This is a genomic window from Pseudomonas arvensis (genome assembly GCF_056688935.1).
In genome coordinates, this window is record NZ_CP162038.1 from 4,891,005 (window position 1) to 4,907,125 (window position 16,121).

Sequence of the window (16,121 nt, forward strand, 5' to 3'; positions counted from 1 at the left end):
CATGGCTTTCAATATGCGCAACCGCAGCCTGCTGTCGCTGATGCACCACACCACGCGCGAGCTGCACTACCTGCTGGACCTGTCCCGCGACCTCAAACGCGCCAAATACACCGGCACCGAGCGTCCGCACCTGAAGGGCAAGAACATCGCGCTGATCTTCGAAAAAACCTCGACCCGCACCCGCTGCGCGTTCGAAGTGGCGGCCCATGACCAGGGCGCCCACGTCACCTATATCGACCCGGTGTCGTCGCAGATCGGCCACAAGGAAAGCATGAAAGACACCGCCCGCGTGCTCGGTCGGATGTTCGATGCCATTGAATACCGTGGCTTCGAGCAGGAAATCGTCGAAGAACTGGCCAAGTTCGCCGGGGTGCCGGTGTTCAACGGCCTGACCGCCGAATTCCACCCGACGCAGATGATCGCCGACACCCTGACCATGCGCGAACACAGCGACAAGCCGCTGCATGACATCAGCTACGCCTACCTGGGCGACGCCCGTTACAACATGGGTAACTCGCTGCTGATGATCGGCGCCAAGCTCGGCATGGACGTGCGCATCGGCGCACCGAAAGCCCTGTGGCCCCATGAAGATTTCATCAAGCAATGCCAGGCATTTGCCGAGGAAAGCGGCGCACGCATCACCATCACCGAAGACCCGAAAGAAGCCGTGAAGGGCGTGGACTTCATCCACACCGACATCTGGGTGTCCATGGGCGAGCCGGTGGAGGCATGGGACGAGCGCATCGAGCAACTGCTGCCGTACCAGGTCAACGCCAAGATGATGAAAGCCTCGGGCAACCCTCGGGTGAAGTTCATGCACTGCCTGCCGGCGTTCCACAACAGCGAAACCAAGGTCGGCAAGGACATCGCCGCGCGGTATCCGAACCTGGCAAACGGCGTGGAAGTGACCGAGGAAGTCTTCGAGTCGCCGGCCAACATCGCCTTTGAGCAAGCGGAAAACCGCATGCATACCATCAAGGCGATCCTGGTGTCGGCGCTGGCGGATATCTAACTCTCACTGTCGGAACACAATAAAAATGTGCGAGGGGGCAAGCCCCCTCCCACATTGTGCCTTGTGTCCCAAAGCTGAATTCTAGAAGGATCGTATTATGCGCATCGTCGTAGCCCTGGGCGGCAACGCCCTCCTGCGCCGTGGTGAACCCATGACGGCGGACAATCAACGCGCCAACATCCGCATCGCCACCGAACAGATTGCCAAGATCCACCCCGGCAACGAGCTGGTGATCGCCCACGGCAATGGCCCGCAAGTCGGCCTGCTGTCGCTGCAAGCCGCCGCCTACACCCAGGTTTCACCGTATCCACTGGACGTGCTGGGCGCCGAAACCGAAGGCATGATCGGCTATATCATCGAACAAGAACTGGGCAACCTGCTGGACTTTGAGGTGCCGTTCGCCACGCTGCTGACCCAGGTGGAAGTGGACGCCAAGGACCCGGCATTCCAGAACCCGACCAAGCCGATCGGCCCGGTCTACTCCAAGGCCGAAGCGGAAAAACTGGCGGCCGAAAAAGGCTGGGCGATTGCCCCCGATGGCGATAAATACCGCCGGGTGGTAGCCAGCCCACGCCCCAAACGCATCTTTGAGATTCGCCCGATCAAGTGGCTGCTGGAAAAAAGCAGCATCGTGATTTGCGCCGGCGGTGGCGGGATCCCGACCCTGTACGGCGAAGACGGCAAACTGCGCGGCGTCGAAGCTGTCATCGACAAAGACCTGTGCTCGTCGCTATTGGCCTCGCAACTGGACGCCGATTTGCTGGTGATTGCCACCGATGTCAACGCCGCTTTTATCGACTTCGGCAAGCCGACCCAGAAAGCCATCGGCCAGGCGCACCCGGACGAAATGGAAAAACTCGGCTTCGCCGCCGGCTCCATGGGCCCCAAGGTCCAGGCCGCCTGTGAGTTCGCCCGCCAGACTGGCAAAACCGCAGTGATCGGTTCACTCTCGGACATCGAAGCCATCGTCCAGGGCAGCGCCGGCACGCGCATCAGCACGGCAACACCTGGCATCACCTATCTGTGAAGTAGAGGAGATACGCCTATGGCCACCTTTGAACCCGGTCACCTGCATATCGAACGTCACGCGCTCAACAATAACGATGTCAGCTACGACCTTTGCCTGGACTACGAAGTCGTCACACATGAGGCGGAAGGCAAAGGCATGCAATTCACCCTGCACGGCAACATCCAGGGCAAGGACATGAAGGAAACCTTTTTCCTCCCCAAGGACCAGGCTTACAACTTCGCCAGCAATGTGACCAAGATCGTCGAGAAATACGGCATTCCCAAGACCCACAGCAGCGTCGGCTCGCAACACAAGCATTACGACATGATGTTCGAAGATGTGCGGCATCAACTGGATATGAAATCCGGTGATCCGGTCAAACCCGAACACCTGGAGTAACGCGGAGCAAATGTGGGAGGGGGCTTGCCCCTCCCACATTTTTTGATCTGCATCGCCTGTCAGGCATACTTGCGGCCTCTCGCACCTCAGAATCGTCAGCCACTGCATGCGTATCCACGTCAGCTTCATCGACCGCGTCGGCATTACCCAGGAAGTCCTGGCCTTGCTCGGTGGGCGCAATCTCAACCTGGATGCGGTGGAAATGGTACCGCCCAACGTCTACATCGACGCCCCGACCCTCAGCGCCGAGGTGCTCGAAGAGCTGCGCGATGCACTGTTCAGCGTACACGGCGTGCGGGCGGTGAAGGTGGTGGACATCCTCCCCGGCCAACGCCGCCACCTGCAACTCGACGCCCTGCTGGCGGCCATGACCGACCCGGTGCTGGCCCTGGACAGCGCGGGCACGATCCTGCTGGCCAACCCGGCGCTGATTGCCCTGTACGGGCGTGAACCGGCCGGGGAAAGCATCGCAGAGCTGTTCAATGACCCGGCGCTGCTCGATACCTTGTTGGAAAACGGCTTTCGCCTGCCCCTGCGCGAGATCAGCGTCAACGGCCAGACCCTCCTGCTGGACGCTACACCGATCACCGATGCCGGCGCCCTGCTCACCCTTTACCAGCCAAACCGCATCGGTGAACAACTCTCGGCGCTGCACCATGACCATGCCGAAGGCTTTGACGCACTGCTGGGCGAGTCGCCGGCGATCCGTACCCTCAAGGCCCGCGCGCAACGGGTGGCCGCGCTGGATGCACCGCTGTTGATCCAGGGCGAAACCGGCACCGGCAAGGAGTTGGTGGCGCGGGCCTGCCATGCCATCAGTACGCGCCACAGTGCGCCGTTCCTGGCGTTGAACTGCGCCGCGCTGCCGGAGAACCTCGCCGAAAGCGAGTTGTTCGGCTACGCCCCCGGCGCCTTTACCGGCGCCCAGCGCGGCGGCAAGCCGGGGCTGATGGAGTTGGCCAACCAGGGCACGGTGTTCCTCGATGAAATCGGCGAAATGTCGCCGTATTTACAAGCCAAGCTGCTGCGTTTTCTCAACGACGGCAGTTTCCGCCGGGTGGGCGGCGACCGCGAAGTGAAGGTCAATGTGCGCATCCTCAGCGCCACCCACCGCAACCTGGAAAAAATGGTCAGCGAAGGCACCTTTCGTGAAGACCTGTTCTATCGCCTCAATGTGCTCAACGTCGAGGTGCCGCCCCTGCGCGAACGCGGCCAGGACATCCTGTTGCTGGCCCGCTACTTCATGCAGCAGGCCTGCGCACAGATCCAGCGCCCGGTGTGCCGCCTGGCGCCCGGTACCTATCCGGCGCTGTTGGGCAACCGTTGGCCGGGCAATGTGCGCCAGTTGCAGAACGTCATCTTCCGCGCCGCCGCCATTTGCGAAAGCAGCCTGGTGGACATCGGCGACCTGGACATCGCCGGGACCTCGGTGGCCCGCCAAAGCGACGGTGAAATCGACAGCCTCGAACAGGCCGTCGAAGACTTCGAACGCAGCCTGCTGGAGAAGCTCTACACCAGCTATCCCTCCACACGACAGCTGGCCAGCCGCTTGCAGACCTCCCACACCGCCATCGCCCACCGCTTGCGCAAGTACGGCATTCCCGGCAAACCCTGAACCCACTCATCACCAGAATGAGCGCCGCCCGCGGTGCTTGACCGAGCCCGTTGTGTTGAAGAACAACTGCGCGGCCTTAGGTGCACTGATGCGCGAATAGTAGATCTCGATAACATCCCTGTCGGTTTTGTCCGCGAGGCTGCGGAAACTCATGAAGCGCTGCTCCGGCCGTTTCAAATGGCCGGCGTTGTAGGCGGTGTCAGGTGCGGTGGGCGTCGAGTAATGAAAATGCGCATACGCCAGAACCTTGCCTTGCTTGTCCTTGACCACATACTCCTGCAAAAAATCATCGACACGCTTGAGTGCGATACGGCCCTCAATGCGCAGTATCTGCACCTGATCCTGGGCCTGGAGCCAGGCAATCCCGTCCTCATCGGGCGGCAGACGTTTGATCATGTCGATACGCATCCGACGTCCCGCCTCCAGATAACGGCGCGCAGCCTGCTCCAACTCATCGAGCAGCGCCTGGGACGCGGTATCGGGGGTTGAGGGCAACGCCTTGCGAATTTTCTCGGCAACCGCCTGGATAGTCGTGGATTGACGTATCAACCGCGTCTCGACACTGTCCGGCAAACTGGAGCCAAGAGCCTCGGCACGCGCCTGCTGCAACACGATGGGTTCCCTGTCCAACAACCGACGGGCGTCGCCCTTGAGGTTTTCCAGTGAGCGTGTCGGGCGTGGTACGGGCACCGTCGCCTCGATAACCGGTTCAAAATCATTGGAGCTGGGGCTACGCCGAAAGCTGGTCTGTACGCGCTTATCGATGGGATTGAGGATATCCACGATCTCATCATCCGATTCGGGCGTGCGGGCCCTTACCTTCCCGAGCTGATAGCGATTTTTCCGGTCGCGAAACAAACGTTTGTCGGCACTGAGCACCGACACTGGTTGAGGCGCGCAATGTTCCTCCTGTTCGCGAAGCAGCCCCGACAAAGACTGCGCCGCTTGCTGCCCCAACTCTTCGAGCAAACGGCTCAGTTGTTCGATAACACGCTCGTCAACCACGTCAGCGGCCATATCACCGTACTCCCGCACCCCTGCCTGAGACCGGCGATACTCCCTGGCAATCGCTTCATACCCGTTGATTCGTTGCTGCATGCTCAGCAAACCGGGCTCTTGCAGGGTTTTTTGCGACTGAATCGATTGGATCGCCTCACCTAGCAACCCGTGAACCTGCTCGAAGGGCGCAGACTCTTCAGAGGACGGCAAACGGCGCAGCACTGCCCCATATAAAGCCTTTAATTGCATGGACTGCCAGTCCAGAGGCGTGCCCATATCCGAGGGGGCCTTTAAATGCGCATACGGCTCAAACCCAGGCACGCCCATCAATCGCTCACGGGCATTCTGCTCCAGCGTACTCAGTTCGATCAGTTGAACGTTGTACCCTGCGATCGTCCGCGAGGATTGAACAAAGGTGCGATGTGCCGCTTGGGCAATAACCTCGTCGGCGCCATCCATTTGCGCGTCCAACTCAATCAAACGCTCATCGGGAAGAATTGCGTCTGCCCGCACGTTGATCACCACCGTCATCTGGTCGCGCAAGTTCTCGATCATGGCCTCCAACTGCTTCATCTTCTCCCGCTCGAAAGCACTCACAGGTTTGTGGGTGTTCAGTGCATTCAACGCATTTATCCTGTCGCACTGCAGCCGGTATTCGTTTTCCAACTCGATCAAATACTCGGTGCTGATGTCGCGCCGTTGGTGATCAGTGAACGTAGTGGCGCCCGCAGCGTGAGCCTCTTTGTAACGCTTCTGGGCCTGCGCCACCCGAGACAGGACCTCAGCGAGCCTGGCTGACGCGCGGTCGTAGTCACCCTCCAGTCTGCGGTTTTCATTCTGAAGGTGCAGACGCCGCTCGGCGGCCGTGGTCTTTTTTGGCTGCCCGCCGAGCAATCGCAGGCCCAGGTCAATCTTCCAGATACCTTTTGAGTCTTGCCTGAGCCATGGGCCCAAGCGTTGGTTGTTTCTCAAGTCAGCGATCCGCCAGCGATCGCCATCGGGCTTGACGCCATATAGCTTGCTGTCTATCAGCGTGTAATCCTGATGACGGCCTTGCACCCTCACCCGACCGCGCACAGGACTGTCTGTCGAGATCACGCTGGGGTTTGCAGGCCAGGTTTCCCCCGGTTCTGGCGACCATTGGAAGGTTTCGAGCTGTGCTCGCTGCGCCGTGTCAAGCTTGAGCCGAGAGTTGGCCCAGGCATAATCCATGGCCGTGATATCTGCGTGTGAACGCTGCCAGGCGAATTTCCACACGGGTTCAAGCGTGTGGCTGACCGGAATCACCTCCGAGCCTTGGGCCGCACCTGTCGTCACGGTTTTGATCGCGTCCAGGCGTAAACGCTGATCCAGCGTGACCACGGGGCTCATCAGCAGGCCGGCCACACTGCCCATCAGCTCGGCAAGGGCATTGGCAGTCTCTTCCCGACTGGCCTGTGCCGGTAACGCCAGCACTGTGCGAAAGGTCCTGAAGGTTTGGAACAGCCAGCCCGCTACCGCCACAGGCCCTCTGATCATGGGCAACAGCGCATTGAACAACTGCCAGAGATCATTCTTGAACACGGTCCAGCGCAATGCCTCGTTGGAAGCAGATTGCTTCATGGCAAGCTGCCACAGGCTTTTGGCGTTTTCATTGAAGACGGTCGTCAGAAAATCGCCCTGCACCAATGCATCGCTGAGCAGCGCCGGGCTAGAGCCGGGCAGCGCGTCGTATTCATCGCCCTGAAAAAACCGCTGAACATGGGGGTTCAGAAAGCCGCCATTGCCAAACATGGCCCGGCTGTCATCCGGCAAACGCTGCAGCACCAGGCATTGCAGGTCGCTGCCCGCTCGCGCGATCTCGTCGAGCAACGCCTGGCGACTGGCAAACTGTTGTAAAACCGCTTCGGTGTGATCCGGGCGATAAAGAATGTGCGGCAACTGGCCGTTGTCACGCGGGCCGATGACATACAGGTTGTCCGTTTGATGGGCACGCCCCCCGGCATGCACCAGGAACGCCAGCGGCCGGGCCACTATCACTTCACCGTCGATCACGCGCTTTTGCGGATCGCCCTGCAACATCGCTTGCACCACCAAGGCGCCAGCGCGGGTAAAACCGTAGCGCTGGCGCAGGCTGTGTTCAAAGGCGAGCATCGGCAACTGGATCGCCATCTGATCAACGAACAATCGCCGCCGCCGTGCGGACTCCGCCGGGTCGGCGATCAACGCGTGCTCAAGCAGCGCGGGGTAGTGCTTACCCACATCCACGCTTTCGATCAGGTGCTTGAGGTATGCCGGGGTGATCCGGCCGGGCACCTGGCCCGGCATGGCCTGGTTGCTGATCTGCACACGGGCATAGGCCGTGGCGAAGGGGTTTTCCAACGACCATTGGGTCAAGGTCCTGGAGGTGCGTTGCGTCCAGCCGACGGTGGCGCCCTGGGTGCGCTCGAAGGTCAGGAGGTAATCGTCCGGGTTAATGGGCGCTTGAGTGGGGTAGTCCAGGCGCATTTGCCGTTGCAGCGCTTTGCGTGCATACACATCGATAGGGTCGAGGCCCTCCAGGAACGACGCTCCACCGGTGGCTCGCTGCAGGTGCTCCAGGCGTTCGAGCCACTGGCCATAAACCAGGCGATCAGCACGGTTGGCCAGTTGCAGCCAGACAGGCAACTGTTCTTCATGAGGTTGCTGAAGGTAATCAGGATCGAACCAGGCCAACGGCGACGTGAGTTTGATGAACAGCTGTTCATAGCTGCTGATGTAGGGAAGTGCCGACCAGTCGAGACGATACACGTTGCGAAGCTGACGCTCGAGCAAGGTCTGGGCCAAGGCATCGAACACATTACCGTCGGGCTCACGAAGCACCCAGTTGATGGGCATGCCAGGCCGGTAGTGGTTCATATAGCGAGGCAACAGGTTACCCAACGCGTCCAGGGTATCGAGCTTCAGCAGGTTCATCGCCGGGACGTAAACCAGGCTGATCTGTTGCCCCTGAACCCGACGCTGCAGGACCAGCAGTGGCAACCACTCGCCCGCGCGCTCTGCCTGCACGGCATACACCTGATAGATATGCAGCGCATCGGGGCTGCCCACCACCTCTCGATCCGCCCGATACCCCCATAGCACGGTCTCCTCGACACCCAGCCCCAGCAACGACTGCGCGTGCTCGGGCAGCAGCGGTGGATTTTGCCGCGCCGTGAGCAGGCATGCTCGCAACTGGCTGCCAACCGCGTTCCAACGGCTGCGGGCCGGATCGTGAGGCACGCGGGCATTCCAATAGTCCACCAACCGCTGGCCGAACCCCACGAGCACGCCGGGGGCCAGGGTGTTGAGCATCAATTCGATGTCGTCCACGCTGATGGCTTGGGTCACCGGTTGGAACACCTCCTCTCCCAAGCGGATCAACAACTGATGATGGCCTGGCGTGTAGTTCAACGCTTCGCCGCTCATGCAGCGTTTGATCAGCGCATCGCTCAAGGTGATGAGCTGCGCGTAGCGACCGCCTGGCTGTATCACACCGATCCAGCTGTTGCTCGCCTGCAGACGGGATTCGGTAAACCACTCGCCTATCCACGCCTGGATCATTGATTGGGCCACCTGAGTCAGGCTCAGGCGGTGGGCAAACAGTTTGGATAAGTAATCGCGGGACTTCCGGGCCTGGGTGGCCTCCGGGGGATTTGCAGTTGAAGCACGCATGGATCGCATCCTGATAACGAGATGAGTGCACGTTAAAACGCGGGCAGGCGGGCATTACGGTAGATAGATCTCCTTGGCAGCGCCAAAAGCGACGCCGACCCGTACTGAAAGCGCTACAGCGTAACGATTTCGATACAACCCTAGTTTTTGCACGCCATGCAACGCTTTGATCCACATAGGCTTTTTTTACCCGGCCCGGCTGTAGCGAAATCGCTACAACCAAAACGCATAGGCTTATAACCATATTTGTTAACCTTTTGATTTATAACAATTTATTTAGATTGGCCGCGATCTTGCTAAGCAACTTCCCATTATTTCAATCCCGTCCACCAGACGAATCTGGCCCCGAGGAGTTTCCATGAGCGAGTTGCGTTTCACTGAAGATCACGAATGGCTGCGCGCCGAAGCTGACGGCAGCGTCACCGTGGGTATCACCGCTTTTGCGCAGAACGCGCTGGGTGATGTGGTTTTCGTGCAACTGCCGGAGTTGCAGGCCTACGCCAAGGGCGCTGAAGCGTCCACCGTGGAATCGGTAAAAGCCGCCAGCGGCGTGTACATGCCATTGGACGGTGAAGTGCTGGAAGTGAACGACAAACTCGACGGCAGCCCGGAGCTGGTCAACGAAGACCCGATGGGCGAAGGCTGGTTCTTCCGCTTTAAACCGGTCGACGCCGAGGCTGTAGCTAAACTGTTGGATCAGGATGCGTACGACCGCCTGATCAAAGCCAACGCTGAAGCCTGAGGAGCGCGCCATGACTGTTAATTTGAGCACCGCCAACGAATTCATCGCCCGCCACATCGGCCCGCGCCAGGAAGATGAGCAGCAAATGCTCGCCAGCCTGGGCTTTGACTCCCTGGAAGCCTTGAGCGCCAGCGTGATCCCGGAAAGCATCAAGGGCACCAGCGTGCTCGGCCTGGAAGACGGCCTGAGCGAAGCCGAGGCCCTGGCCAAGATCAAGGCCATTGCCAGCCAGAACCAACTGTTCAAGACCTACATCGGCCAGGGCTACTACAACTGCCACACGCCATCGCCGATCCTGCGCAACCTCCTGGAAAACCCGGCCTGGTACACCGCCTACACACCTTACCAGCCAGAAATTTCCCAAGGCCGCCTGGAAGCGCTGCTGAACTTCCAGACCCTGATCAGCGACCTCACCGGCCTGCCGATTGCCAACGCATCCTTGCTCGACGAAGCCACCGCCGCCGCCGAAGCCATGACCTTCTGCAAGCGCCTGAGCAAGAACAAAGGCAGCAACGCCTTCTTCGCCTCGGTGCACAGCCATCCGCAGACCCTCGACGTGCTGCGCACCCGCGCCGAGCCGCTGGGTATCGAGGTGGTAGTCGGCGACGAGCGTGAACTGACCGACGTGAGCCCGTTTTTCGGCGCCCTGCTGCAATACCCGGCGAGCAACGGTGACGTATTCGACTACCGTGCGCTGACCGAGCGCTTCCACACCGCCAACGCCCTGGTGGCCGTGGCTGCCGACCTGCTGGCCCTGACCCTGCTGACCCCGCCGGGTGAATTCGGCGCCGACGTGGCCATCGGCAGCGCGCAACGCTTCGGCGTGCCGCTGGGTTTTGGTGGCCCGCACGCGGCGTACTTCTCCACCAAGGATGCGTTCAAGCGCGATATGCCGGGCCGTTTGGTCGGTGTGTCCGTTGACCGTTTCGGCAAGCCGGCCCTGCGCCTGGCCATGCAGACCCGCGAGCAACATATCCGCCGTGAGAAAGCCACCAGCAACATCTGCACCGCCCAAGTGCTACTGGCCAACATCGCCAGCATGTACGCCGTGTACCACGGGCCCAAAGGCCTGACTCAGATTGCCCAGCGCATTCACCAGTTGACCGCGATCCTGGCCAAGGGCCTGACCGCCCTGGGCTTGAAGGTCGAGCAGGAACACTTCTTCGACACCCTCACACTCAACACCGGCGCCAACACCACCGCGCTGCACGACAAGGCCCGCGCCCAGCGCATCAACCTGCGTGTGGTGGATGCCGAGCGTGTCGGCCTGTCGGTGGATGAAACCACCACCCAAGCCGATATCGAAACCCTGTGGTCGATCTTTGCCGACGGCAAGGCCCTGCCCGCCTTCGCCGCCACTGAGAGCACCCTGCCAGCCGCGCTGCTGCGCCAGTCGCCGATCCTCAGCCACCCGGTGTTCAACCGCTACCACTCGGAAACCGAGCTGATGCGCTACCTGCGCAAGCTGGCGGATAAAGACCTGGCCCTGGACCGCACCATGATCCCGTTGGGCTCGTGCACCATGAAGCTCAACGCCGCCAGCGAAATGATCCCGGTGACCTGGGCCGAATTCGGTGCCCTGCACCCGTTCGCCCCAGCCGCACAAAGCGCCGGCTACCTGCAACTGACCTCCGACCTGGAAGCCATGCTCTGCGCAGCCACCGGTTATGACGCGATCTCGCTGCAGCCGAACGCCGGCTCCCAAGGTGAATACGCTGGCCTGCTGGCCATCCGTGCCTATCACCAGAGCCGTGGCGAAGAACGCCGCGACATCTGCCTGATCCCCTCGTCGGCCCACGGCACCAACCCGGCGACCGCCAACATGGCCGGCATGCGCGTCGTCGTCACCGCCTGCGACGCCCGTGGCAACGTGGACATCGAAGACCTGCGCGCCAAAGCCATCGAGCACCGCGAGCACCTCGCCGCGCTGATGATCACCTACCCGTCCACCCACGGCGTGTTCGAAGAAGGCATCCGCGAAATCTGCGGCGTCATCCACGACAACGGCGGCCAGGTCTACATCGATGGCGCCAACATGAACGCCATGGTTGGCCTGTGCGCACCGGGCAAGTTCGGTGGCGACGTGTCCCACCTGAACCTGCACAAGACGTTCTGCATCCCCCACGGCGGTGGCGGCCCGGGCGTTGGCCCGATTGGTGTCAAATCCCACCTCACGCCATTCCTGCCGGGCCACGCGGCCATGGCACGCAAGGAAGGCGCGGTCTGCGCGGCACCGTTCGGCAGTGCGAGCATTCTGCCGATCACCTGGATGTACATCAGCATGATGGGCGGCGCGGGCCTCAAGCGCGCTTCGCAGTTGGCGATCCTGAATGCCAACTACATCTCCCGTCGCCTGGAAGAGCACTACCCCGTGCTCTACACCGGCAGCAACGGCCTGGTGGCGCACGAATGCATCCTCGACCTGCGCCCACTCAAAGACAGCAGCGGCATCAGTGTGGATGACGTGGCCAAGCGGTTGATCGACTTCGGCTTCCACGCACCGACCATGTCGTTCCCGGTGGCCGGCACCTTGATGATCGAGCCGACCGAAAGTGAATCCAAGGAAGAACTGGACCGCTTCTGCGACGCCATGATCGCCATCCGCGAAGAAATCCGCGCAGTGGAAAACGGCACGCTGGACAAGGACGATAACCCGCTGAAGAACGCACCGCACACGGCGGCGGAACTGGTGGGCGAATGGAGCCACCCCTACAGCCGTGAGCAAGCGGTGTACCCGGTTGCCTCGCTGATCGAAGGCAAGTACTGGCCGCCGGTTGGCCGGGTCGACAACGTGTTTGGGGATCGCAACCTGGTGTGTGCGTGCCCGTCAATCGAGAGCTACGCATAATCTGAGGACGCACTCAGTCAAAATGTGGGAGGGGGCTTGCCCCCTCCCACATTTGACCACCTCAATAATAAGAAACCGGAGAACAACTCATGTCTTTAAGCGTGTTCGACCTGTTCAAGATTGGCATCGGCCCCTCCAGTTCCCACACCGTCGGCCCGATGCGCGCCGCTGCCCGCTTCGTCGAAGGCCTCAAGCGCGACAACCTGCTGACCACCACCTGCAGCATCAAGGTGGAGCTTTATGGATCCCTCGGCGCCACCGGCAAAGGCCACGGCAGCGACAAAGCCGTGCTGCTGGGCCTCGAAGGCGAACACCCGGACACCGTAAACACTGAAACCGTGGCCGCCCGCCTGGCGCAGATGCGCAGGGATGGCCGCCTGAACCTGCTCGGCGAACACAGCATTGCGTTCAACGAGAAAGAACACCTGGCGATGATTCGCAAACCCCTCGCCTACCACCCCAACGGCATGATTTTCCGTGCCTTCGACGCCGCCAACATCCAGATCCGCAGCCGCGAGTACTACTCGGTGGGCGGCGGTTTTGTGGTGGATGAAGACGCCGCCGGCGCCGACCGGATTGTCGAAGATGCCACGCCGCTGACCTTCCCTTTCAAGCACGCCAAGGACTTGCTCGGTCATTGCGCCACCTACGGCCTGTCCATCAGCCAGGTGATGCTGACCAATGAAAGTGCCTGGCGCCCGGAAGCCGAAACCCGCGCCGGCTTGCTGAAGATCTGGCAGGTGATGCAGGACTGCGTCGACGCCGGATGCCGCAATGAAGGGATCCTGCCCGGCGGCTTGAAGGTAAAACGCCGCGCTGCCGCGTTGCATCGCCAACTGTGCAAGCACCCGGAATCGGCGCTGCGCGATCCGTTGTCGGTGCTCGATTGGGTCAACCTGTACGCGCTGGCGGTCAACGAGGAAAACGCCAATGGCGGGCGCGTGGTGACGGCGCCCACCAACGGTGCGGCCGGGATCATTCCGGCGGTGCTGCATTACTACATGCGCTTTATCCCGGGCGCGAACGAAGACGGCGTGGTGCGTTTCCTGCTCACCGCCGCCGCCATCGGGATTTTGTACAAGGAAAATGCGTCGATCTCCGGGGCTGAAGTCGGTTGCCAGGGCGAAGTCGGCGTAGCCTGCTCCATGGCCGCAGGCGCTTTGTGCGAAGTGCTGGGCGGCAGCGTGTCCCAAGTGGAAAACGCTGCCGAAATCGGCATGGAACACAACCTCGGCCTGACCTGCGACCCGATTGGCGGATTGGTGCAGGTGCCCTGCATCGAGCGCAATGCCATGGGCTCAGTCAAGGCCATCAACGCCGTGCGCATGGCCTTGCGCGGCGACGGGCAGCATTTCGTCTCGCTGGACAAGGTCATCCGCACCATGCGCCAGACCGGCGCCGATATGAAAAGCAAATACAAGGAAACCGCCCGTGGCGGTTTGGCGGTCAACATTATCGAGTGCTGACGCCCAAGGCGCGGCAGCACGTTTTTCAGGAGCTGAATATGTCCACCGAAACCCTGTTGAAAACCCCATTGCACGCCCTGCACATCGAATTGGGGGCGCGTATGGTGCCCTTCGCCGGCTATGACATGCCGGTGCAGTACCCGTTGGGTGTGATGAAGGAACACCTGCACACCCGTGAACAGGCCGGGTTATTTGACGTGTCCCACATGGGCCAGATCCGCCTCACCGGCGCCAATGCTGCCAAGGCCCTGGAAACCCTGGTGCCGGTCGACATCATTGACCTGCCGGTGGGCATGCAGCGCTACGCGATGTTCACCAACGAGCAAGGCGGCATCCTCGACGACTTGATGGTCGCCAGCCTGGGCAACGACGAACTGTTCCTGGTGGTCAACGCCGCCTGCAAGGACCAGGACCTGGCGCACCTGCGCAAACATATTGGCGATCAGTGCACCATCGAGCCACTGTTCGAAGAACGCGCCCTGCTCGCCCTGCAAGGCCCGGCGGCAGTGAAGGTGCTGGCGCGCCTGGCGCCGGAAGTGACCGGGATGACCTTTATGCAGTTCGCCTCCCTGCGCCTGCTGGGCGTGGACTGCTACGTCAGCCGCTCCGGTTATACCGGTGAAGACGGCTTTGAAATCTCCGTGCCTGCCGCCAATGCCGAAAGCCTGGCGCGCAGCCTGCTGGCCGAAAGCGAAGTACAGGCCATCGGCCTGGGCGCCCGCGACTCCCTGCGCCTGGAAGCTGGTCTGTGCCTGTACGGCCATGACATGAACACCGAGACCACCCCGATTGAAGCCAGCCTGCTGTGGGCGATCTCCAAGGCCCGTCGCGCCGATGGCCCGCGTGCCGGCGGGTTCCCGGGTGCCGACCAGATCTTCACCCAGCAGCAGACCGGTGTGAGCCGCAAGCGCGTCGGCCTGCTACCCCAGGAACGCACCCCGGTACGCGAAGGCGCCGAGATTGTCGACGCGCAGGGCACGGTGATCGGTAGCGTCTGCAGCGGCGGCTTTGGCCCAAGCCTCGGCGGCCCGTTGACCATGGGTTACCTAGACAGCGCGTTTATCGCACTGGATACCGAAGTCTCTGCGTTGGTGCGTGGGAAAAAGGTGCCACTTCGTGTAAGTAAAATGCCATTCGTGCCACAGCGTTACTACCGTGGTTGATTGACTGTTCCTATAAGTAACGCGGTTGCGTTAACGTGCACTAATCTGTAACGCAACCGCCATAAAACAGTGCAGCGACGATAGTCATTTTTATAGGAATCAACCTATAACGAGTGACACTTTCTATCGAATAAGCCGATTCCACATTACTCAGCGAAGTGTCATCAGGCCCAGCAAAACCTGGGCTTTTGGCAGGGGTTGTTTTTTCTCTATTAGTTGGCGTAGAGTTTGCCCACTGTGTTTGCATGGGTCGCTTGGAACCTGGACCTGGGCAGTAGCTGAAGTAGTTGTGCTACAACCCGTTCGACGTCTCTTACTTTCCTGCAACCCAGCCCAGTACTCTTTCATGTGAAAGGGGCTGTCATTAATTTTAGCGTCAAAGGAAAGAAGAAAATGTCCCAACGTCAGAGCGGTACCGTCAAGTGGTTCAACGACGAGAAAGGGTTTGGTTTTATCACGCCGGAGAGCGGTCCGGATCTGTTCGTGCATTTCCGCGCCATTCAGGGCAACGGCTTCAAGAGCCTCAAGGAAGGCCAGAAAGTGACCTTCATTGCTGTGCAAGGCCAAAAAGGCATGCAGGCTGACGAAGTTCAAGCAGAAGGTTGATCCTTCCTGCGACAAAAAGCCCCTGACATGACATCAGGGGCTTTTTTATGGGCGCGATTCCGTAAAATGCGTTTTTTCCTCAGAGAGTCCTGCCATGTCCAAACCCTTGCTGAGCCCCCAAGGCGAATTCCCCGCCGTTGGCCTGGGCCGTCGCCTGGCAGCGATGTTCTATGACTTCCTGTTGTGCACCGCCCTGCTGATCGTCACGGCGTTTATCTACAAGCTGGTGTGGATGGCGTTTTTGGGCGAAGCCAGGATGCGTACCCTCACCGAGTCCGGCGCCCTGGATGGGGACCCGCTGCTGTCGACGATTCTGTTTTTTGTGCTGTTCGGCTTCTTCGCCAAGTTCTGGACCCATTCCGGGCAGACCCTGGGCATGCAGGTATGGGGCGTGCGCGTACAGAACGCCGACGGCTCGCGCATCAGCTTGTGGCAGGCGCTGTTGCGCTTTGTGGTGTCGATTGCGTCGTGGTTGTGCGTGGGGCTGGGGTTTATCTGGGCGTTGTTCGATAAGCAGAAACGCGGCTGGCATGACATCTACTCAAACACGCAACTGGTGCGGGTTCCGAAGCAGAAAAAGTAATCCCAGG

Annotated in this window: 11 protein-coding genes; 10 read left to right on the plus strand and 1 reads right to left on the minus strand. The window is 60.7% G+C overall.

Annotated elements, in window-relative coordinates:
* Position 1: 1 nt before the first annotated feature.
* From AB3G88_RS22160 to AB3G88_RS22175, 4 genes are all read left to right on the plus strand, one after another.
* A complete protein-coding gene (locus tag AB3G88_RS22160; RefSeq protein WP_071484378.1) occupies positions 2-1,012 on the plus strand; it encodes an ornithine carbamoyltransferase in 1,011 nt (336 codons plus the stop codon).
* A 97-nt stretch (positions 1,013-1,109) separates the two neighbouring features.
* Complete coding sequence (gene arcC, locus AB3G88_RS22165) at positions 1,110-2,039, plus strand: carbamate kinase (RefSeq protein ID WP_099585477.1); 930 nt, start codon at positions 1,110-1,112, stop codon at positions 2,037-2,039.
* Positions 2,040-2,057: 18 nt separating this feature from the next.
* Positions 2,058-2,420 carry a DUF5064 family protein gene (locus AB3G88_RS22170; protein ID WP_099585478.1) on the plus strand — a complete coding sequence of 121 codons (363 nt, stop codon included), beginning with the start codon at positions 2,058-2,060 and terminating at the stop codon, positions 2,418-2,420.
* A gap of 106 nt (positions 2,421-2,526) precedes the next feature.
* Positions 2,527-4,035, plus strand: a complete 1,509-nt coding sequence (locus AB3G88_RS22175) for a transcriptional regulator GcsR (RefSeq protein WP_099585479.1) — start codon at positions 2,527-2,529, stop codon at positions 4,033-4,035.
* A 9-nt stretch (positions 4,036-4,044) separates the two neighbouring features.
* On the opposite strand, the gene AB3G88_RS22180 is transcribed toward AB3G88_RS22175, so the two are convergent.
* Positions 4,045-8,706 (minus strand): dermonecrotic toxin domain-containing protein, encoded by a 4,662-nt coding sequence (locus AB3G88_RS22180; protein WP_480451681.1) that lies wholly within the window; start codon positions 8,704-8,706, stop codon positions 4,045-4,047.
* A gap of 358 nt (positions 8,707-9,064) precedes the next feature.
* Here AB3G88_RS22180 and gcvH point away from each other — a divergent pair, with 358 nt between their 5' ends.
* The 6 genes from gcvH to AB3G88_RS22210 all read left to right on the plus strand — a co-directional run bounded on the left by gcvH (position 9,065) and on the right by AB3G88_RS22210 (position 16,114).
* Positions 9,065-9,448: a glycine cleavage system protein GcvH gene (gcvH, locus tag AB3G88_RS22185; protein ID WP_480451683.1), complete on the plus strand. Its 384-nt coding sequence runs from the start codon at positions 9,065-9,067 to the stop codon at positions 9,446-9,448.
* Positions 9,449-9,458: 10 nt separating this feature from the next.
* On the plus strand, positions 9,459-12,296 hold the full coding sequence (gene gcvP / locus AB3G88_RS22190) for an aminomethyl-transferring glycine dehydrogenase (RefSeq protein WP_480451685.1): 2,838 nt from the start codon (positions 9,459-9,461) through the stop codon (positions 12,294-12,296).
* 89 nt (positions 12,297-12,385) lie between these two features.
* Positions 12,386-13,762 carry an L-serine ammonia-lyase gene (locus AB3G88_RS22195; RefSeq protein ID WP_480451687.1) on the plus strand — a complete coding sequence of 459 codons (1,377 nt, stop codon included), beginning with the start codon at positions 12,386-12,388 and terminating at the stop codon, positions 13,760-13,762.
* 38 nt (positions 13,763-13,800) lie between these two features.
* Positions 13,801-14,925, plus strand: coding sequence for a glycine cleavage system aminomethyltransferase GcvT (gene gcvT / locus AB3G88_RS22200; RefSeq protein ID WP_480451689.1), 1,125 nt, complete (start codon positions 13,801-13,803; stop codon positions 14,923-14,925).
* Positions 14,926-15,318: 393 nt separating this feature from the next.
* Positions 15,319-15,531: a cold-shock protein gene (locus AB3G88_RS22205; protein ID WP_007931076.1), complete on the plus strand. Its 213-nt coding sequence runs from the start codon at positions 15,319-15,321 to the stop codon at positions 15,529-15,531.
* Positions 15,532-15,625: 94 nt separating this feature from the next.
* Entirely contained in the window at positions 15,626-16,114 is a 489-nt protein-coding gene (locus AB3G88_RS22210; protein ID WP_191947342.1) for an RDD family protein, read from the plus strand.
* The last annotated feature ends 7 nt before the right edge of the window (positions 16,115-16,121 follow it).